This is a genomic window from Ectopseudomonas alcaliphila (genome assembly GCF_900101755.1).
Lineage (GTDB): Bacteria > Pseudomonadota > Gammaproteobacteria > Pseudomonadales > Pseudomonadaceae > Aquipseudomonas > Aquipseudomonas alcaliphila.
Genome location: NZ_FNAE01000001.1, coordinates 338,577 through 356,959 on the forward strand (window position 1 = coordinate 338,577; position 18,383 = coordinate 356,959).

An 18,383-nucleotide genomic window follows, 5' to 3' on the forward strand; every position below is an offset into this window, starting at 1 on the left:
CGGCGAGCTTGTCGAGAGCCGCCCCGCTTTCGCGGAGCGGCTCTCGCGGTCAGCCGGCGCTGGCGCCGCCCTGCTTCTCACGCTCGGCCATACGCTGCTCCAGCTTGGCCAGCTCGGCGTCCAGCTCCTTGAGCTGAGCCTGCTTGTCGGCGTCCTTGAGCTTGTCGTTGTTGGCCACTTCGGTGCGTTTCTTGAACAGTTCGAGCTGACGGATCGGCAGCAGCTGATCGTTGTCGGACGGCTTGAACTGGCCCCACTGCAGGCCTTCGAGCACCTTCTTCTCTTCCGGCTTGGCGCCGTAGGTCATGAAGAAGTTGCGCAGCTTGTCGCGGGTTTCCTGCGGCAGGTTCTTGCGCCAGACGATTGGGTCCGACGGGATCAGCGGCGAGGTCCAGATCACCTTGAGCTGCGCGGCCTTGTCCGGCGCGGTCACCTCCAAACGCTCCATGCCTTCGCTGTTGAAGGTGCCAACGTCGACCTGCTTGTTGGCCACCGACAGGGCGTTGACCTCATGGCTGCCGTTGAGCGAACGCTTGAAGATCTTGCCGGCGTCGGCATTGTTCTGGGCGAAGACGTAGTAGCCCGGCACCAGGTAGCCGGAGGTGGAGTTCGGGTCGCCGTTGGCGAAGGTCAGCGACTTGGCGTTCTTGAGCATGTCTTCGGCCGAGTCGATCGGGCTGTCCTTGTGCGCCACCAGCAGGCTGTAGTAACCCTGTGCGCCGTTGGCCGCCACGGTCTGGGCGAAGATCTCACCACCGGCACGATCCACCGCTTCCATCGCCGACTTGTTGCCGTACCAGGCCACGTCGACCTTGTCGAAGCGCATGCCCTGGATGATCCCGGCGTAGTCGGGGGCAAAGAAGGCGTTGATCTTCACCCCGGTCTGCTTGCTCATATCGGCCAGGAAGGGGTCCCACATGGCCTTGAGGTTTTGCGAGGACTCGGTGGAAATGATGCCGAAGTTGAGTTCTTCGGCGGCCTGGGCCGAGCCCAGCAGGGAACCGGTGACGAGCGCAGAGGCAGCCAGCACCTGGCCGATGCGTTTGAACATAGAGCACACTCCTGTTGCGGGTTGGCGTTTTTGTTTCGAATGAGGAAGGCGACGTCAGGCCTTGGCTAGCGCCAGCGGACGCTCTACAGCCTGTGGCCGCTGCCCTTGCGGCAGCAGCAGGCTGATATCGAGATCGCCGCCATAGAGATCGTTGAGGAAATCGGGGTTGAAGCTATCGGTGGGGCCGTCGAAATGAATGCGCCCACCCTTGAGCGCCACGGCGCGCTGGCAATAACGCACCGCGTAGTCGACCTGATGCAGGGTCACCACCACCGTCTTGCCATCGCGGCGGTTGATGTCGGCGAGAATCTCCATCACCTTGCGCGCCGACTCCGGGTCGAGCGAGGCGATGGGTTCGTCGGCGAGAATCACCTCAGCCTGCTGGCACAGCGCACGGGCGATGGCCACGCGTTGCTGCTGCCCCCCGGACAGGGTCGAAGCACGCTGTGCGGCGAACTCGGCCAGACCGACCCGCTCCAGCGCCTGCATGGCGCGCTGCTTCTCTTCGGGGTTGAACAGGCTCAAGCAGCCACGCCAGCGCGGCATGCGCCCCAGGCCACCGAGCAACACGTTCTGCATCACACTGAGGCGCCCGACCAGATTGAACTGCTGGAAGATGTAACCGATATCGGCGCGCTGACGACGCACGTCGCCGTTCAGGCGGCCATCGGCCTGCACCTGACGCCCGAGCACCTCGATGCTGCCGGCATCACCGCGCGCCAAGCCAGCGAGATGGCGCAGCAGGGTCGACTTGCCCGAGCCCGAAGCGCCGATCAACGCCACCATTTCCCCCGGCTGTACCGACAGAGCCAGGTCGAACAACGCCTGTTTACGGCCGAAGCTCTTGTTCAGACGGTCGACTCGAATCGCTGCGCGCATGGGCTGGCCCTCTACTATCATTGTCGATGCGAAGGCAGCTAGCGGGCGCCTTCTGGTGTAGACCAAGGTAGGCGCAAGCTGTGTCAAACCCGTGAACCGGGGATGACGATTGAGTGACCAAAACTTGAAACTTTTATGCTCCAGCGGAGCAACAAGATGAGTTCTGCCGAATACCGCGCATTTCAGACAATCGGTGCTGGCATAAAGCCGCCACCTGAATCACAATTCGACACGTATTTGGCGTCAAGGAAATGTTCAGATGACCCTCAGGTCATAATGACGCAGAACGCGATACCGGTTGAACGGCTAGTGCGAAACACGGTCAAACCGGTGACAATCTCGACACTGACTACCAGTATCGCTCCCTGAACTAACCGGTAATGTATGCGCCCTATGAAACAGGCTATTTATTCCAGCCGCACGGCTGACAAATTTGTCGTTCGCTTGCCAGATGGCATGCGTGAGCGTATCGCTGACGTAGCACGCAACCATCACCGCAGCATGAACTCGGAAATCATCGCCCGCCTGGAGCAAAGCATGCTTCAGGAAGGTGCTCTGGATGACGATCTCAGCCTGCGCCTCGACAGCCCCGAACTGAGCCTCCATGAGCGTGAATTGCTGCAGCGTTTTCGTCAGCTGTCGCGCCGCCAGCAGAACGCGCTGGTTGCTCTGATTGCCCACGACGTGGAAATGGCCGCCGAAGAAGCCTGAGGCGAGCCCATAAAAAAACCGGCCTTGAGCCGGTTTTTTTATGGGCAACGAAAAGACGCGGAGCGAACTCCGCGCCTTGATCAGCCAACGAAGCTGAGCAGCACCCCCGCCGCCACTGCCGAGCCAATCACCCCGGCCACGTTCGGCCCCATGGCATGCATCAGCAAGAAGTTCTGCGGATTGGCCTCCAGACCGACCTTGTTCGATACCCGTGCCGCCATTGGCACCGCCGACACGCCAGCCGAACCGATCAGCGGATTGACCTTGTGCGTGCTGAACACATTCATCAGCTTGGCCATCAGCACACCAGCTGCAGTGCCACCGCAGAACGCCACCATGCCCAGCATCAGGATGCCCAGCGTCTTGAGCTGCAGGAAGGCCTCGGCCGACAGCTTCGAGCCCACGGTCAGGCCGAGGAAGATGGTGACGATATTGATCAGCGCGTTGCGCGAGGTGTCGGCCAGGCGCTCGACCACACCACTTTCACGCAGCAGATTGCCGAGAGCGAACATACCGATCAGCGGGGCCGCGTCCGGCAACAGCAAGCCCACCAGCAGGCACAGCACGATAGGGAAGACGATTTTCTCGGTCTGCCCCACCGGACGCAGTTGCTGCATGACGATGGCGCGCTCTTCCTTGGTGGTCAGTGCGCGCATGATCGGCGGCTGCAACAGCGGTACCAGCGCCATGTAGGCATAAGCCGCCACGGCAATGGGGCCGAGCAGATCAGGCGCCAGCTTGGAGGTGACGAAGATCGATGTCGGCCCGTCCGCCCCGCCGATGATGGCGATGGACGCCGCCTCCTTGAGGGTGAACTCCATGCCGGGAATGCCCAACGCGGTGATCGCCAGAGCGCCGAGCAGGGTGCCGAAGATACCGAACTGCGCAGCAGCACCGAGCAGCAACGTCTTCGGGTTGGCCAGCATAGGACCGAAGTCGGTCATGGCGCCGACACCTAGGAAGATCAGCAACGGGAAGATGCTGGTCGGCAGGCCCACTTCGTAGATCAGATGCAGGAAACCTGCGCCCTCGGCCATGTTGGCCACCGGGATGTTCGACAGCAGGCCGCCGAAGCCGATGGGCACCAGCAGCAGGGGCTCGAAACCCTTCTTGATGGCCAGATAGATCAGCAGCAGGCAGACCGCGATCATGAATACCTGACCGGGCTCCAGATGGTACAGACCGGTGCTCTGCCAGAGCTTGAGCAACTTTTCCATGGTCCGCCCCTCAGCCGATGGTCAGCAGGCTTGCGCCCACTGCCACTGCATCGCCGACCTTGACGTTGACGGCACCGACGGTACCCGCCTTGAAGGCGCGGATCTCGGTTTCCATCTTCATTGCTTCGAGGATGATCACCAGTTGCCCCTCCTCCACGGCCTGGCCAGGCTGCACCAGCACCTTGAAAATATTGCCAGCCAGCGGCGCGGCTTGCGGCTCGCCGCCACCCACGGCGGCCGGAGCCGCCGCCGGTGCGGCGCTCGCCGCGCCACCGACAGGTTTGATGCCTTCGATATCGCCGCCTTCGTTCACTTGCACGACGAACGACTTGCCATTGACTTCGACGGTGTAGACCTCAGGCTTGCCGGCCTCGCGAGCCGGGCTTTCCTTACCGGTCGGGGCTGGTTCGAAGGCTGCCGGATTGCCGCGATTTTCCAGGAACTTCAATCCGATCTGCGGGAACAGTGCGTAAGTCAGTACATCATCGATTTCGTCGACCGCCAGCTTGATGCCTTTCTCCTGGGCGATGCCCTTGAGTTCGGCGGTCAGCTTGTCCATCTCCGCCTCGAGCAGGTCAGCCGGGCGGCAGGTAATGGCTTCGGCGCCATCGAGCACACGGGCCTGCAATTCGGCGTTGAACGGTGCGGGCGCAGCGCCGTACTCGCCCTTGAGCACACCCGCCGTTTCCTTGGTGATGGACTTGTAGCGCTCGCCGGTAAGCACGTTGATCACCGCCTGGGTGCCAACGATCTGCGAGGTCGGTGTCACCAGCGGGATGAAACCCAGGTCTTCGCGCACGCGCGGAATCTCGGCCAGCACCTGGTCGAACTTGTCCTGGGCGCCCTGCTCTTTGAGCTGGCTTTCCATATTGGTGAGCATACCGCCCGGCACCTGAGCGACCAGGATGCGCGAGTCGACGCCCTTGAGGTTGCCCTCGAACTTCGCGTACTTCTTGCGCACCTCGCGGAAATAGGCAGCAATTTCTTCCAGCAGCTCCAGGTTCAGCCCGGTATCACGTTCGGTGCCCTGGAACATGGCCACCACCGATTCGGTCGGCGAATGGCCGTAGGTCATCGACAGCGAGGAGATGGCGGTGTCGACGTTGTCGATACCGGCTTCCACCGCCTTGAGGATGGCCACGGACGACAAGCCCGCCGTGGCATGGCACTGCATATGAATCGGGATACTCAGGCTGGCCTTCAGCCGCGACACCAGTTCGAACGCGGTGTAGGGCGTAAGAATGCCGGCCATGTCCTTGATGGCGACCGAATCGGCGCCCATGTCTTCGATCTGCTTGGCCAGATCGACCCACATTTCCAGCGTGTGCACCGGGCTGGTGGTGTAGGAGATGGTGCCCTGAGCATGCTTGTCCTGCTTCTTCACCGCCTTGAGTGCGGTTTCCAGGTTGCGCGGGTCATTCATCGCATCGAACACGCGGAACACGTCGACGCCGTTGACAGCTGCGCGCTCGACGAACTTTTCCACCACATCATCGGCGTAGTGGCGGTAGCCCAGCAGGTTCTGCCCACGCAGCAGCATCTGCTGACGGGTATTGGGCATGGCTTTCTTCAGCTCGCGGATGCGCTCCCAGGGATCTTCGCCGAGATAACGAATGCAGGCGTCGAAGGTCGCACCGCCCCAGGACTCCACCGACCAGAAGCCGACCTGATCGAGCTTGGGCGCAATCGGCAGCATGTCTTCGAGACGCACACGCGTCGCCAGGATCGACTGATGCGCATCACGCAGCACCACATCGGTGATTCCGAGTGCTTGTTTCACGGCAGTCATACAGATGCTCCCTCTGAACCTGATCAACCGCGGCGTGCGCGGTGCTGAGCAATAGCGGATTGGATGGCGACCAGCGTTTCCGCATCCGGCTCATGGCTGGCCGACTTGACACTGGGCGCTGGAGAAGAAACGGCCGGGGTCGGCGCGGGCGGAGCGAAGGTCGCGATCAGACGTGACATCAGACTGACCACACCCACCAGCAACACCAAAAAGACAAATACGAAGCCCATGCCAAACAGCATGAGTTCGACACCCTCGAGCAGCAGTTCACTGGGGGTCATCTTGGCTCCTTTAGCCAGCAGCTAAGCGGCTGCGTTCATTATTGATTAGGAGCGCCCAGAGTCAGCACCTGGGCAAAGCTGGCGAACCTTAGCGTGAAACAAGCGTTTGAAGCAAACGCCAAAAGAGCTGGACGGGCTATTTATGTAGTGCTTTATCAGCATCCACTACCAAAGAAGTAGAAAGGCCCTGCGAGCGAAGCCTCAGGATGCGGAGCGAGCAGCGGTATCAACGGCAGGAGCAAGCCTCAGCAGCATCTTGAAGTGACGCGTCTCATCGCCAGGGGTGCGCCCGAACAGACGCTTGAATTCCCGGTTGAACTGCGACGGGCTTTCATAGCCCACACGCTGCGCAGCACTGATCGCACTCATCTGGTTGCGGATCATCAGCAGGCGCGCCTGATGCAAGCGAATGGCCTTGAGATACTGCAATGGCGAGCGGCTGGTCATTGCCTTGAAATGCACATGGAAGGTCGGCACGCTCATGCTGGCGATTTCGGCCAGCGAGGGCACATCGAGCGATTCCTGATAATCCCGGTGAATCCGCTGCAGGACGCGTGCAATACGACCGAAATGACTGTGTTGCGCCAGGGTCGCGCGCAGACCACTGCCCTGCTCACCCTGCAGCACGCGAAAGACGATCTCACGCAGAATCGACGGACCGAGCAGGCGCACCTCGTCGGGGTCAGCCAGCGCCTCCAGCAGGCGCAAGGTGGCGTCGCTCAGGCGTGCATCCATCGGGCTGGAATAAAGCGTGGCCGGTCGAGTTGGCTGGGGCTCGTCCAGATCCATGACCAACTCGGCCACCAGCAGCGGATCGACACGCAGCGCCACCCCCAGCATGGGCTCTTCGGCACTGGCCTCGGTTTCGATGGAGAACGGCAAAGGCAGCGCCAGCACCAGATAGTGCTGCGCATCGTAGACGTACAGATTGCCGTCGTGCAGCCCGCGCTTGCGCCCCTGGATCACGATCACGATGCTCGGCTCGTAAAGCGCTGGCGTCACCGGAAGCGGCCGATTGGAGCGCATGAAGGTGACCCCGTCGAGCTGCGCCGCGGTATACCCCTCCTCGGGGGCCAGGCGCAGCATCAGTTCGACCATGCGCCGCCTCATGCTTTCGGGATTCGCGCTCATGCCTCAGGCACCCACTCATGATGAAGACTCGGCATTTTAGGAAGCAGTCAATAGAAACAGGCAATATCGAAAGAGTAACGAGACTTAGCAACCGGCCCTCCCCTGCCTAGCATGGACTCTCCAGAACCTAATGGAGACCGACATGAGCAAAGTCATCCTCATCACCGGCGCCAGTAGCGGCATCGGTGAAGCCATCGCCAGACACCTGGCAAGCCTGGGTCATCACGTGGTACTCGGCGCACGACGCCTCGAGCGTTTGCAAACACTGGTAGAAGAACTGCAAGCACAAGGTCAACACGCCTCCTGCCGCGCCCTCGATGTCAGCCAACTGCATGACATGCAAGCCTTCGTCGAGCACGCCGAAGCGCATCACGGCCCCATCGACGTGATCATCAACAATGCCGGCGTCATGCCGCTGTCGCCGCTCAACGCCCTGAAAGTGGATGAATGGAATCGCATGATCGACGTCAACGTGCGCGGCGTGCTGCACGGTATCGCCGCCGTGCTGCCGGGCATGGAAGAGCGCGGACGCGGCCAGGTAATCAACATCGCCTCCATCGGCGCCCACGCCGTATCACCGACGGCAGCGGTCTATTGCGCCACCAAGTATGCCGTCTGGGCGATATCCGAAGGCCTGCGCCAGGAAAGCGAGCGCATACGCGTCACCACCATCTGCCCGGGCGTGGTCGAGTCCGAACTGGCCGACAGCATCTCCGACGCCAGTGCGCGCGAGGCGATGCAAGCCTTTCGCCGTATAGCCATAACACCGGACGCCATCGCCCGCGCCGTGGCCTATGCAGTCGAACAGCCGGACGACGTCGACGTCAGCGAACTGATCGTTCGGCCGACCGCCAGTCCTTATTGAGGGAGACCCGCATGCCAGCGAAGAACACCCTGGCGGCGCTGCTGATAAGCAGCGCCCTGTTGCCCGAGATGACAATGGCAGAAGCGAACAATCCACATCCCTACGTAGGCATGTGGGTAACGGACGATGGCCATGTCCGTCATGCGCTACTGGCCAACGGGCGTTATGACGAAGCACGCGGGAATCGAGAAAGCGCCTATCAGGGCAACTACCGGATCACCGGTAATCACATCGACTATGTCGACGACACCGGCTTTACCGCCGACGGTGAATTCATCGACGACGTGCTCTACCACGGCGGGATGGTGCTGCGCCGCAAAAGCCCCCCAACTAACGAGTAACGATACCCATCAGCCAAGGGAAGAAGCCCATGAACATGCAAAAGATTGTCGCCGCACTGCTTCTGAGTGCATCACTCTGCCTCCCGACCTGGGCCAGTGACAACACCGAGGCCAATCAGGCTCTGATTCAGCAAGCCTTCGATGACTGGCGTGCAGGCCAAGGCGGCATCTTCCAGTTGCTGGCCGATGACGCCGTCTGGGTCGTGGCCGGCAACAGCCCTTACTCCGGGACGTACCGCACGCGCGAGGCGTTCATGGAAGATGCAGTCAAACCCATCACTGAAAAACTCGCGACACCTATCGTCCCCACCGTCCGCCAGATCGTGGCGCAGGGACCTTACGTCGTCGTGCAGTGGGATGGCCAGGCGACCGCCAAGGACGGCAGCCGCTACGAGAACAGTTATTCCTGGCACATGCAGCTGGAGAACGGCCGGATCACCCGGGTCACGGCCTTTCTCGATACATGGCGACTGGTCGAGCTGATGAACTGACGAGACCTACATCAGGAAGATCGACGCCAGCCCCAGGAAGATGAAGAAACCGCCGCTGTCGGTCATGGCGGTGATCATCACGCTGGCTCCCATGGCCGGGTCGCGCCCCAGGCGTGCCAGGGTCATGGGGATCAGCACCCCCATCAGCGCCGCCAGCAGCAGGTTGAGAGTCATCGCCGTGGTCATCACCACGCCCAGCGACCAGCTGCCGTAGAGCGCATAGGCAACAGCACCGATCACCCCGCCCCAGAGAATGCCGTTGATCAGGGATACGCCAAGCTCCTTGCGCAGCAGGCGCTTGGTATTGCCGGTGCTGACCTGATCCAGCGCCATGGCGCGTACGATCATGGTGATGGTCTGGTTACCCGAGTTACCGCCGATACCGGCGACGATGGGCATCAACGCCGCCAGCGCCACCAGCTTCTCGATCGAACCCTCGAACAGGCCGATCACCCGCGAGGCCAGGAACGCGGTGACCAGGTTGATCGCCAGCCAGGCCCAACGGTTGCGCACCGACTTCCACACCGAGGCGAAGATATCTTCCTCCTCGCGCAGACCGGCCATGTTCAGCACTTCGCTTTCGCTTTCCTCACGGATCAGGTCGACCATCTCGTCGATGGTCAGACGGCCAATCAGCTTGCCGTTCTTGTCCACCACCGGGGCGGAAATCAGGTCGTAACGCTCGAAGGCCTGGGCGGCGTCGTAGCCGTCCTCATCCGGGTGGAAGCTCACCGGATCGTCGGCCATGACCTCGCCGACCTGCTTTTCCGGGTCGTTGACCAGCAGGCGCTTGATCGGCAGCACACCCTTGAGCACGCCGTCATAGTCGACCACGAACAGCTTGTCGGTATGCCCTGGCAGCTCCTTGAGGCGGCGCAGGTAACGCAACACCACCTCCAGGCTGACGTCTTCACGGATGGTGACCATCTCGAAGTCCATCAGCGCACCGACCTGATCCTCCTCGTAGGACAGCGCCGAGCGCACACGCTCGCGCTGCTGCGCATCGAGGGTTTCCATCAGCTCGTGAACGACGTCGCGCGGCAGTTCCGGCGCCAGGTCGGCCAGTTCGTCGGCGTCCATGTCCTTGGCCGCGGCGAGAATCTCGTGATCGTCCATGTCGGCGATCAGGGTTTCGCGTACCGCGTCGGAGACTTCCAGCAGAATGTCGCCGTCACGCTCGGCCTTGACCAGTTGCCAGACAGTCAGACGGTCATCGAGCGGCAGGGCTTCGAGGATGTGAGCGATATCGGCGGGGTGCACATCGTCGAGCTTGCGTTGCAGCTCGACGAGATTCTGCCGATGCACCAGGTTCTCGACCCGGTCTTGGTGCTGGCCTTCCTGACGATGGGTCAGGTCTTCGACCAGTTTGTGCCGATGCAGCAGTTCGATCACCTGGGCCAGGCGATCCTGCAAGCTCTCTTGCGGCTTTTTGGCTTCTACTTCAGTCATAGCGCGCTCCACCCCCAGTTGGCGGGCACGCCAAAGGGGATCAATCAGGTCTTACACGATTGTGCGATGGGAGTATTGAGTAACTACTGGGTAAGTCCATGGTGGTATTCCACAAGCCCCGGCGGGGCTGACGCGGCGAATGATAACACCGCAAAACAGCTTTGTACGTGACAAAAGCGCGGCAAGAACAATTGCTTGCATCACAAACTTCGATCTCGCATGAAAACCTGGTTATGCGACGCTGGCCAGTCGCGCCAGGGCACCCTGGCGAGCGCGAAAAAACGGTCTAACCTGAAGCAGGCAAACGTCATGGAGGACGAGTCATGCGAGGAAAGCACTTCGCAGCGCTATTGGCCGCTGCGCTTCTCTACCCTATTGAAGACAGCTCGGCCGCCAGCGTGTTCCGCTGCGTCGACGCTGACGGCCATATCACCTTCACCCGTCACGGCTGCGCTGCCGATCAGGAGCAGCATCTGCAGGATGCACGCAACCATACGCCCAGCAGTGGCAAGGCAATCCCCCTGGCCGACCCAGGCCGACGCGCGACAACCGCCTCGGCAAGCAGTAGCGAGGTGGTCATCGTCGGTCAACAGGACGATGGCTGCGGCAATCTGCTGACCAGCAGCGAAAGGCGCCAGGCAATCATCCGCAAGGAAGTGCGCCGCGGCATGAGCCGTGCCGACGTGGAAAACAGCCTGGGCAAACCGGACCGAGTCACAGCCAGCAACGGGCAGCAGCGCTATCACTACCGCGAAAAACGCAAAGGCGGCAGTAGTCGGCAGGTCAGCTTCGACGAAGCCGGCTGCGTGAAGAAATGACGGGCAAAAAAAAGGGCCTGCATTGCTGCAGGCCCTTTCGGTATGGCGGACTCAGGAGGATTCGAACCTCCGACCGCTCGGTTCGTAGCCGAGTACTCTATCCAGCTGAGCTATGAGTCCGTTTGGCGCTTTTAGACCAGATCACCACTGGTTGAAACAAAATGGCTTGCAGCGATGCAAGCCATTTGAATATGGCGGACTCAGGAGGATTCGAACCTCCGACCGCTCGGTTCGTAGCCGAGTACTCTATCCAGCTGAGCTATGAGTCCGGTCGGTGCTTTTATACCAGATCACCTCTGGTTGATTCGCCAGCCCGGCTTACACCTGACTCGCTGAATAATGGCGGAGAAGGGGGGATTCGAACCCCCGACACCCTTTTGAGGTGTACTCCCTTAGCAGGGGAGCGCCTTCGGCCACTCGGCCACCTCTCCGCAACACGGGGCGCATGATAAACATGTTTTCCCCGTTTGCAAACAGAAATTTGTAGAAAAATTAGTGGCTTGGTTCGTCACCCTTCTCTTTCTGGATGCGCTGGTAGATTTCTTCACGGTGCACGGCAACCTCTTTCGGCGCATTGACACCAATGCGCACCTGGTTACCTTTCACACCCAACACGGTGACAGTCACATCATCACCGACCATCAGGGTCTCTCCGACCCGGCGAGTCAGAATCAGCATTCCTTTCTCCTCAACGGATTACATTTTCAGGACAACAGTCTGCAAAAAGAAAATGGTGCCGGCCTCCTGCTAAATCAAGCCTGAAAGCCTCCACCCAAGTATTGACCAGCCCGCGTAGAAAGAAAGTTCCCACGTGTCAGTCAAAAAGACGAAAGGCGCGGAACCAGCCGCGCCTTTCAAATCAGTTGAATCACTCGCCCTGTCGGGCCGGGGCATCCAGCTCGAAGGCGGTATGCAGAGCGCGAACCGCCAGCTCCAGATACTTCTCTTCGATGACGACGGACACCTTGATCTCCGAGGTGGAGATCATCTGAATGTTGATGGTCTCCTTGGCCAGGGCTTCGAACATGCGGCTGGCAACGCCGGCGTGGGAACGCATGCCGACACCGACGATGGAAACCTTGGCGATATTGGTGTCGCCGACCACTTCACGGGCGCCCAGCTCGTCCGCAGTCTTCTGCAGCACGCCCAGGGCGTTGTTGTAGTCGTTGCGGTGCACGGTGAAGGTGAAATCGGTGGTGTTATCGTGCGAGACGTTCTGCACGATCATGTCCACTTCGATGTTGGCCGCGCTGATCGGGCCGAGAATCTTGAAGGCGATGCCGGGGATATCCGGTACCCCACGGATGGTCAGCTTGGCTTCGTCGCGATTGAAAGCGATGCCGGAAATGATCGGCTGTTCCATGGATTCCTCTTCATCAAGGGTAATGAGGGTGCCCGGCCCCTCCTGGAAGCTGTGCAGGACGCGCAGCGGGACGTTGTACTTGCCGGCGAACTCCACCGAACGAATCTGCAGCACCTTGGAGCCGAGGCTGGCCATTTCCAGCATCTCTTCGAAGGTGATCTTTTCCAGGCGCTGGGCCTTGGGTACAACGCGCGGGTCAGTGGTATAGACACCATCGACGTCGGTGTAGATCTGGCACTCATCGGCCTTCAGCGCCGCAGCCAGGGCCACACCGGTGGTGTCGGAACCGCCACGACCGAGGGTGGTGATGTTGCCGTGCTCGTCGACCCCCTGGAAACCGGCGACGACGACGACGCGACCGGCCTTGAGGTCAGCGCGAATCTTCTGGTCATCGATCTGCAGAATGCGCGCCTTGTTGTGCGCGCTGTCGGTGAGAATGCGCACCTGGTTGCCGGTGTAGGACACCGCTGGCACACCACGCTTGATCAGCGCCATGGCCAGCAGGGCAATGGTCACCTGCTCACCGGTGGACACCATGACATCCAGCTCACGCGCAACCGGCTCGCCATCGGTGATCTGTTTGGCCAGATCGATCAGGCGGTTGGTTTCGCCGCTCATGGCGGAAACCACGACGACGATGTCGTCACCGTTCTCGCGGAACTTCTTCACCTTGTCGGCTACCTGCGCGATACGCTCGATGGTGCCGACGGAGGTGCCCCCAAACTTCTGTACGATCAAAGCCATTTCAAAAAGCCGCCTGATTCCTCGAAGGGCGCCCATTAAACCCGCATCGGGTCATACTGCCAAGGCCCGCCGGGCGCACTGCGGGCCCCGCTTGCCAACTGTTACAGGCCCTGTTCGACGAAAGTAGCAGCCAGTGCCAGTGCTTCGTCCAGCTTGCCGGCATCGACGCCGCCGCCCTGAGCCATGTCCGGGCGACCACCGCCCTTGCCACCCACGGCAGCGGCGGCCTGACGCATCAGGTCGCCAGCCTTGAGCTTGGCGGTCAGATCCTGGGTCACACCGGCGACCAGCACCACCTTCTCGTCGAACACGCCGCCGAGCAGGATCACGGCGCTGCCCAGCTTGTTCTTCAACTGGTCGACCAGCGCCAGCAGCGCCTTGCCGTCCAGACCATCGAGACGCGCAGCCAGCACCTTGGCGCCCTTGACGTCCACGGCCGAACCGGCCAGGTCGTTACCGGCAGCGCTGGCGGCCTTGGCCTTGAGCTGCTCCAGCTCCTTTTCCAACTGACGGTTGCGCTCGATCAGGGCCGAGAGCTTGTCCAGCACGTTGTCGCGGCTGCCCTTGACCAGGGAAGCGGCTTCCTTGAGCTGCTCCTCGGCACCGTTGAGCCAGGCCAGCGCAGCGGCGCCAGTGACCGCTTCGATACGACGCACGCCAGCGGCCACACCGCCTTCGCTGGTGATCTTGAACAGACCGATGTCGCCGGTACGCGATACGTGGGTACCACCGCACAGCTCGACGGAGAAGTCGCCGCCCATGCTCAGCACGCGCACCTGGTCGCCATACTTCTCGCCGAACAGCGCCATGGCGCCCTTGGCCTTGGCGGTCTCGATGTCGGTTTCCTCGGTCTCGACCTCGGAGTTCTTGCGAATCTCGGCGTTGACGATGTCTTCCAGCTGCTTCAGTTGCTCGGGCTTGATCGCCTCGAAGTGGCTGAAGTCGAAACGCAGGCGCTGACTGTCGACCAGCGAGCCTTTCTGCTGTACGTGATCGCCCAGCACCTGACGCAGCGCGGCGTGCAGCAGGTGAGTCGCGGAATGGTTCAGCGCGGTCGCCTGGCGCACACCGGCTTCGGCTTCGGCCTTGACGCTGGTGCCGACGCTCAGGCCGCCCTTGACCACCACACCGTGGTGCAGGAAGGCGCCGCCGGCCTTGGTGGTGTCACGTACGTCGAAGCGCACGCCAGCACTTTCGAGGTAGCCGCAGTCGCCGATCTGGCCACCGGATTCGGCGTAGAACGGGGTCTGATCCAGCACCACCACGCCCTCCTCGCCTTCGGCGAGGCTGTCGACCGCAGCGCCGGCTTTGAACAGGGCAATGATCTTGCCGCTGCCGCTGGTGCCTTCGTAGCCGAGGAAGCGAGTATCACTGTCGACCTTGACCAGCGCGTTGTAGTCCATGCCGAAGGCGCTGGCGGAACGGGCGCGCTCGCGCTGCGCCTCCATCTCACGCTCGAAGCCTTCTTCATCCACCGACAGCTCGCGCTCGCGGGCGATGTCGGCGGTCAGATCAACCGGGAAGCCGTAGGTGTCGTAAAGCTTGAACACCACATCACCCGGAATGACCGAGCCCTGCAGACCGGCCAGATCCTGCTCGAGAATCTTCAGGCCCTGCTCCAGGGTCTTGGCGAACTGCTCTTCTTCGGTCTTCAGCACGCGCTCGATGTGCGCCTGCTGCTGCTTGAGCTCAGGGAAGGCTTCGCCCATCTCGGCCACCAGGGCGGCGACGATCTGGTAGAAGAAGCTGCCCTTGGCGCCCAGCTTGTTACCGTGACGGCAGGCACGACGCACGATGCGGCGCAGCACGTAGCCACGACCCTCGTTGGACGGGGTGACGCCGTCGGCGATCAGGAAGCTGCAGGAACGGATGTGATCCGCCACCACTTTCAGCGAGGCCTGGCCTTCGTTGGCGCAGCCAATGGCCTTGGCCGAGGCGGCCAGCAGGTTCTGGAACAGGTCGATCTCGTAGTTCGAGTTCACATGCTGCAGCACGGCGCTGATGCGTTCCAGGCCCATGCCAGTGTCCACGCTCGGTGCCGGCAGCGGGTGCAGCACGCCATCCGCGGTTCGGTTGAACTGCATGAACACGTTGTTCCAGATCTCGATGTAGCGGTCGCCATCTTCTTCCGGGCTGCCGGGCGGGCCGCCCCAGATGTGCTCGCCATGATCGAAGAAGATCTCGGTGCACGGGCCGCACGGGCCGGTGTCGCCCATCGCCCAGAAGTTGTCGGAAGCGTACGGTGCGCCCTTGTTGTCGCCGATGCGGATCATGCGCTCGGCCGGAACACCGATTTCCTTGTTCCAGATGTCATAGGCCTCGTCATCGGTGGCGTAGACGGTGACCCAGAGCTTGTCCTTGGGCAGGTTCAGCCACTTGTCGGAAGTCAGGAACTCCCAGGCGTAATGAATGGCATCGCGCTTGAAGTAGTCACCGAAGCTGAAGTTGCCCAGCATTTCGAAGAAGGTGTGATGGCGCGCGGTGTAACCGACGTTTTCCAGGTCGTTGTGCTTGCCGCCGGCACGCACGCACTTCTGGCTGGTGGTGGCGCGGGTGTAGGCGCGCTTTTCCAGGCCCAGGAAGCAGTCCTTGAACTGGTTCATGCCCGCGTTGGTGAACAGCAGGGTCGGGTCGTTCGCCGGGATCAGCGAGCTGGAAGCGACACGGGTGTGCCCTTTTTCTTCGAAGAAGCTCAGGAAGGCTTCACGGATTTCTGCGCTTTTCATAGGGATATCCACGGAATCAGGCGGCCACGGCAAAGCCGGCGAAGCAGACAAAGTGAAAACGTAGCGAGCGAAGGTCAGGCAAGGCAAAAAACGGAGAAGAAGCGCAGTTTACGAGTTGTAAATGAGCATTCTGAGCCGGTTTTTAACGCAGCATGACCGAGCGCAGTAGTTTTCACGCAGTCTGCAAAGGGCCGCATTATATCGGGCCCACCGCGCGCGGCTAGTACCTTGTTGATAGCCGACAGCTATGAACTGTCGGCATATTGCTCAATGAGAGCGGAAAGCGGCGAACGCCTCGATCACACGCTCGATATCTGCGCTGTCAACATCCAGATGAGTGACCAGGCGCAGCCGCGGCGCCGCGCTGACGACGATACCGCGCTCGGCCATGAAGGACTTGATCTGCTCAGCACGCTCGCCGAGCTGCACATAGACCATATTGGTTTGCACTGGCTCGACGCTGTAGCCCAGTTCGGCCAGGGCGCCGCCCAGATGCGCCGCGTTGGCGTGGTCATCGGCCAGACGCTGAACCTGATGCTGCAGCGCATACAAGCACGCCGCTGCCAATCCACCCGCCTGACGCATGCCGCCGCCGACCATTTTGCGCAGACGGCGTGCCTTGGCGATCAAGGCGGCGCTGCCGCAAAGCACGGAGCCGACTGGCGCACCGAGCCCCTTGGACAGGCATACCGAGACCGAATCGAAGTGCTGGGTGATCTCGCGCGCCGGCACGCCGAGCTTGACCGCCGCGTTGTACAGGCGGGCGCCATCGAGGTGCAGGCTCAGGCCACGACGCCGAGTGAGTTCACGGGCGGCGGCCAGGTAGTCGAGCGGCAGCACCTTGCCCTGCATGGTGTTTTCCAGGGCCAGCAAGCGGGTGCGGGCGAAGTGGAAGTCATCCTGCTTGATCGCCGCTTCGACCTTGGCCAGATCCAGCGAGCCGTCGGCTTCACCGTCGATCGGCTGCGGCTGAATGGAACCGAGCACGGCCGCGCCGCCGCCTTCGTACTTGTAGGTGTGCGCCTGCTGGCCGACGATGTATTCGTCACCCCGTTCGCAATGAGCCATCAGGCCGAGCAGGTTGCTCATGGTGCCGGAGGGGACGAACAGCGCCGCCGCGAAGCCCAGCTCATTGGCCAGCCAGGTCTCCAGACGGTTTACCGTGGGGTCTTCGCCATAGACATCGTCACCCAGCTCGGCAGCCATCATGGCTTCGCGCATGGCAGCGGTGGGTTGGGTGACGGTGTCGCTACGCAGGTCGATCAGGGGCATGACAGGCTTTCCCGGCAATTGGCGAAAGGCTCATGCTAAAGAGGTCGCGGAGACTCCCACAAGATACAGTTGAGGCGAAATCTTGCGACACGGGCGGTGAGATTGTAGGAGCGGTTTCAGCCGCGATCCGCTGTAATCGCATCGCGGCTAAAGCCCCTCCCACAGCAGTCGCTATACCAGGCCGGCGCCGTCGTCCGGGACGATCAGGATGGCCGCGCGCAGGCCATTCTTGACCTTGGGGTTGGGGAAGATGATCCGTGCGCCCCGCTCCTCCACTACCCAACGGCTGTCGGCGATGTCTTCGGCGAGCAGGTAACCGGGCTCCAGTTCGGTGAAGTTTTCGATATCCGCCGGTAGGTGTAACTGAAAGCTGTCGCTGTGCTTGATCACTTCACGCGATACCGAAAACAGCTGTAAGCCATCGAGCGTCGGCTCGCCGCTGATCACGTCGCGCCCTTCGATCAGCGCGTGCAGCGCATTCTCCAGCAGATCGAGGTTGACCAATTCGTTCTGCCCGAAGGCACGCGCCTTGCCCAGCTCCAGAGTGAAGGCCTCGGCACCGAGCTGCGCATAGGTAAAGGCGCTGAAGGTGATCGACGACTTGTTCTGCAGCAGCACCGCCTCGATGCCGGAAGCGCGCAGGCGCTCCAGCTCGCGACGCGAGTGGGCACGACCTTCCTGCCAGGGATAGAGGGCGAACTGCTCGATCTTCGAGCCGCGAATGGCGGTGTGCAGGTCGTAATGCAGGCGCGTGCGACCCGATTCCTTGCCGAAAAAAGTAGCGGCCAGATGCTCCAGATCGCAGGCACGAATGGCCTCGAAGCCGCTGGATTGCTCATGACGACCGCTGAACAGGCGATTGAGGTCCTGCTCGACATAACGCTCGCCGCGGCGCATGGCCTCGGGGTTGCCGAACAGGAAGAGAATGCGCGCCGCCGGGTGGAGCTCGTTGCGCGCAATGCCGCGTAGCAGGCGGTCGAGCAGTTCGATGGGGGCGGTTTCGTTGCCGTGCACGCCGGCCGACAGCAGCAGGTCGAGACCATTGTCGCGCGCCGCAGGCGGAGTTACCTCCAGCGCGCCTTCATCGAGCCAGCGCAGACGCGTGCCATCGGGCGTCAGTTGAATCTTCGCCGACGGCTCATGGCCGGCCAGGGTCAGTTCAAGCAGTTTGCCGAGGGCAAGCATCGAATACTCCTTGGTTCGCAGCATTCTTGTAGGGTGGGCTGAAGCGGAGCGCCGCCCGACTCACCCTACA

At 61.6% G+C, this 18,383-nt stretch carries 17 protein-coding genes and 3 tRNA genes; 5 read left to right on the top strand and 15 right to left on the bottom strand.

Annotated elements, in window-relative coordinates; genetic code table 11:
* Nucleotides 1-49: 49 nt before the first annotated feature.
* Nucleotides 50-1,051: a phosphonate ABC transporter substrate-binding protein gene (phnD, locus tag BLR77_RS01600; protein WP_074675153.1), complete on the bottom strand. Its 1,002-nt coding sequence runs from the start codon at nucleotides 1,049-1,051 to the stop codon at nucleotides 50-52.
* Between the two features lie 54 nt (nucleotides 1,052-1,105).
* Complete coding sequence (phnC, locus tag BLR77_RS01605; RefSeq protein ID WP_074675154.1) at nucleotides 1,106-1,930, bottom strand: phosphonate ABC transporter ATP-binding protein; 825 nt, start codon at nucleotides 1,928-1,930, stop codon at nucleotides 1,106-1,108.
* 384 nt (nucleotides 1,931-2,314) lie between these two features.
* Between phnC and BLR77_RS01610 the strand changes: the two genes are divergently transcribed.
* Nucleotides 2,315-2,641, top strand: a complete 327-nt coding sequence (locus tag BLR77_RS01610) for an Arc family DNA-binding protein (RefSeq protein WP_003461866.1) — start codon at nucleotides 2,315-2,317, stop codon at nucleotides 2,639-2,641.
* An 80-nt stretch (nucleotides 2,642-2,721) separates the two neighbouring features.
* Here the strand turns inward: BLR77_RS01610 and BLR77_RS01615 are convergent, their stop codons facing one another.
* The 4 genes from BLR77_RS01615 to BLR77_RS01630 all read right to left on the bottom strand — a co-directional run bounded on the left by BLR77_RS01615 (nucleotide 2,722) and on the right by BLR77_RS01630 (nucleotide 7,026).
* Complete coding sequence (locus BLR77_RS01615; RefSeq protein WP_074675155.1) at nucleotides 2,722-3,858, bottom strand: sodium ion-translocating decarboxylase subunit beta; 1,137 nt, start codon at nucleotides 3,856-3,858, stop codon at nucleotides 2,722-2,724.
* A 10-nt stretch (nucleotides 3,859-3,868) separates the two neighbouring features.
* The gene (gene oadA / locus BLR77_RS01620) at nucleotides 3,869-5,647 is read right to left on the bottom strand and encodes a sodium-extruding oxaloacetate decarboxylase subunit alpha (protein ID WP_074675156.1); all 1,779 of its coding nucleotides are present in this window, start codon (nucleotides 5,645-5,647) and stop codon (nucleotides 3,869-3,871) included.
* Between the two features lie 23 nt (nucleotides 5,648-5,670).
* On the bottom strand, nucleotides 5,671-5,928 hold the full coding sequence (locus BLR77_RS01625) for an OadG family protein (protein WP_074675157.1): 258 nt from the start codon (nucleotides 5,926-5,928) through the stop codon (nucleotides 5,671-5,673).
* Nucleotides 5,929-6,129: 201 nt separating this feature from the next.
* Complete coding sequence (locus BLR77_RS01630) at nucleotides 6,130-7,026, bottom strand: AraC family transcriptional regulator (RefSeq protein ID WP_074675158.1); 897 nt, start codon at nucleotides 7,024-7,026, stop codon at nucleotides 6,130-6,132.
* 175 nt (nucleotides 7,027-7,201) lie between these two features.
* Here BLR77_RS01630 and BLR77_RS01635 point away from each other — a divergent pair, with 175 nt between their 5' ends.
* The 3 genes from BLR77_RS01635 (at nucleotide 7,202) to BLR77_RS01645 (ending at nucleotide 8,756) form a co-directional block, all read left to right on the top strand.
* Complete coding sequence (locus BLR77_RS01635; protein ID WP_074675159.1) at nucleotides 7,202-7,924, top strand: SDR family oxidoreductase; 723 nt, start codon at nucleotides 7,202-7,204, stop codon at nucleotides 7,922-7,924.
* Between the two features lie 68 nt (nucleotides 7,925-7,992).
* A complete protein-coding gene (locus BLR77_RS01640; RefSeq protein ID WP_238380542.1) occupies nucleotides 7,993-8,265 on the top strand; it encodes an Atu4866 domain-containing protein in 273 nt (90 codons plus the stop codon).
* A gap of 29 nt (nucleotides 8,266-8,294) precedes the next feature.
* On the top strand, nucleotides 8,295-8,756 hold the full coding sequence (locus BLR77_RS01645; RefSeq protein WP_074675161.1) for a nuclear transport factor 2 family protein: 462 nt from the start codon (nucleotides 8,295-8,297) through the stop codon (nucleotides 8,754-8,756).
* Nucleotides 8,757-8,762: 6 nt separating this feature from the next.
* On the opposite strand, the gene mgtE is transcribed toward BLR77_RS01645, so the two are convergent.
* A complete protein-coding gene (gene mgtE / locus BLR77_RS01650; RefSeq protein WP_074675162.1) occupies nucleotides 8,763-10,205 on the bottom strand; it encodes a magnesium transporter in 1,443 nt (480 codons plus the stop codon).
* A gap of 323 nt (nucleotides 10,206-10,528) precedes the next feature.
* Between mgtE and BLR77_RS01655 the strand changes: the two genes are divergently transcribed.
* Nucleotides 10,529-11,023, top strand: coding sequence for a DUF4124 domain-containing protein (locus BLR77_RS01655; RefSeq protein WP_074675163.1), 495 nt, complete (start codon nucleotides 10,529-10,531; stop codon nucleotides 11,021-11,023).
* Between the two features lie 43 nt (nucleotides 11,024-11,066).
* On the opposite strand, the gene BLR77_RS01660 is transcribed toward BLR77_RS01655, so the two are convergent.
* The 8 genes from BLR77_RS01660 to astE form a co-directional block, all read right to left on the bottom strand.
* Nucleotides 11,067-11,143, bottom strand: a tRNA-Arg gene (locus tag BLR77_RS01660).
* A 72-nt stretch (nucleotides 11,144-11,215) separates the two neighbouring features.
* Nucleotides 11,216-11,292: transfer RNA gene (locus BLR77_RS01665), tRNA-Arg, on the bottom strand.
* A 71-nt stretch (nucleotides 11,293-11,363) separates the two neighbouring features.
* Nucleotides 11,364-11,454: transfer RNA gene (locus BLR77_RS01670), tRNA-Ser, on the bottom strand.
* Between the two features lie 61 nt (nucleotides 11,455-11,515).
* Entirely contained in the window at nucleotides 11,516-11,701 is a 186-nt protein-coding gene (gene csrA / locus BLR77_RS01675; RefSeq protein ID WP_003244478.1) for a carbon storage regulator CsrA, read from the bottom strand.
* A 190-nt stretch (nucleotides 11,702-11,891) separates the two neighbouring features.
* Nucleotides 11,892-13,130, bottom strand: coding sequence for an aspartate kinase (locus BLR77_RS01680; protein ID WP_074675164.1), 1,239 nt, complete (start codon nucleotides 13,128-13,130; stop codon nucleotides 11,892-11,894).
* Between the two features lie 101 nt (nucleotides 13,131-13,231).
* On the bottom strand, nucleotides 13,232-15,856 hold the full coding sequence (alaS, locus tag BLR77_RS01685; protein WP_074675165.1) for an alanine--tRNA ligase: 2,625 nt from the start codon (nucleotides 15,854-15,856) through the stop codon (nucleotides 13,232-13,234).
* Between the two features lie 267 nt (nucleotides 15,857-16,123).
* Nucleotides 16,124-17,128, bottom strand: a complete 1,005-nt coding sequence (gene ltaE / locus BLR77_RS01690; protein ID WP_074675166.1) for a low-specificity L-threonine aldolase — start codon at nucleotides 17,126-17,128, stop codon at nucleotides 16,124-16,126.
* 171 nt (nucleotides 17,129-17,299) lie between these two features.
* Nucleotides 17,300-18,313: a succinylglutamate desuccinylase gene (astE, locus tag BLR77_RS01695; RefSeq protein ID WP_074675167.1), complete on the bottom strand. Its 1,014-nt coding sequence runs from the start codon at nucleotides 18,311-18,313 to the stop codon at nucleotides 17,300-17,302.
* Nucleotides 18,314-18,383: the final 70 nt, after the last annotated feature.

Coding starts and splice junctions, on each gene's coding strand:
- BLR77_RS01610 (WP_003461866.1), top strand. CDS start 2,315: ATGCGCCCTATGAAACAGGCTATTTATTCCAGCCGCACGGCTGACAAA.
- mgtE (WP_074675162.1), bottom strand. CDS start 10,205: ATGACTGAAGTAGAAGCCAAAAAGCCGCAAGAGAGCTTGCAGGATCGC.
- BLR77_RS01680 (WP_074675164.1), bottom strand. CDS start 13,130: ATGGCTTTGATCGTACAGAAGTTTGGGGGCACCTCCGTCGGCACCATC.
- BLR77_RS01655 (WP_074675163.1), top strand. CDS start 10,529: ATGCGAGGAAAGCACTTCGCAGCGCTATTGGCCGCTGCGCTTCTCTAC.
- csrA (WP_003244478.1), bottom strand. CDS start 11,701: ATGCTGATTCTGACTCGCCGGGTCGGAGAGACCCTGATGGTCGGTGAT.
- alaS (WP_074675165.1), bottom strand. CDS start 15,856: ATGAAAAGCGCAGAAATCCGTGAAGCCTTCCTGAGCTTCTTCGAAGAA.
- BLR77_RS01615 (WP_074675155.1), bottom strand. CDS start 3,858: ATGGAAAAGTTGCTCAAGCTCTGGCAGAGCACCGGTCTGTACCATCTG.
- BLR77_RS01635 (WP_074675159.1), top strand. CDS start 7,202: ATGAGCAAAGTCATCCTCATCACCGGCGCCAGTAGCGGCATCGGTGAA.
- BLR77_RS01645 (WP_074675161.1), top strand. CDS start 8,295: ATGAACATGCAAAAGATTGTCGCCGCACTGCTTCTGAGTGCATCACTC.
- ltaE (WP_074675166.1), bottom strand. CDS start 17,128: ATGCCCCTGATCGACCTGCGTAGCGACACCGTCACCCAACCCACCGCT.
- phnD (WP_074675153.1), bottom strand. CDS start 1,051: ATGTTCAAACGCATCGGCCAGGTGCTGGCTGCCTCTGCGCTCGTCACC.
- astE (WP_074675167.1), bottom strand. CDS start 18,313: ATGCTTGCCCTCGGCAAACTGCTTGAACTGACCCTGGCCGGCCATGAG.
- phnC (WP_074675154.1), bottom strand. CDS start 1,930: ATGCGCGCAGCGATTCGAGTCGACCGTCTGAACAAGAGCTTCGGCCGT.
- BLR77_RS01630 (WP_074675158.1), bottom strand. CDS start 7,026: ATGGTCGAACTGATGCTGCGCCTGGCCCCCGAGGAGGGGTATACCGCG.
- oadA (WP_074675156.1), bottom strand. CDS start 5,647: ATGACTGCCGTGAAACAAGCACTCGGAATCACCGATGTGGTGCTGCGT.
- BLR77_RS01625 (WP_074675157.1), bottom strand. CDS start 5,928: ATGACCCCCAGTGAACTGCTGCTCGAGGGTGTCGAACTCATGCTGTTT.
- BLR77_RS01640 (WP_238380542.1), top strand. CDS start 7,993: ATGACAATGGCAGAAGCGAACAATCCACATCCCTACGTAGGCATGTGG.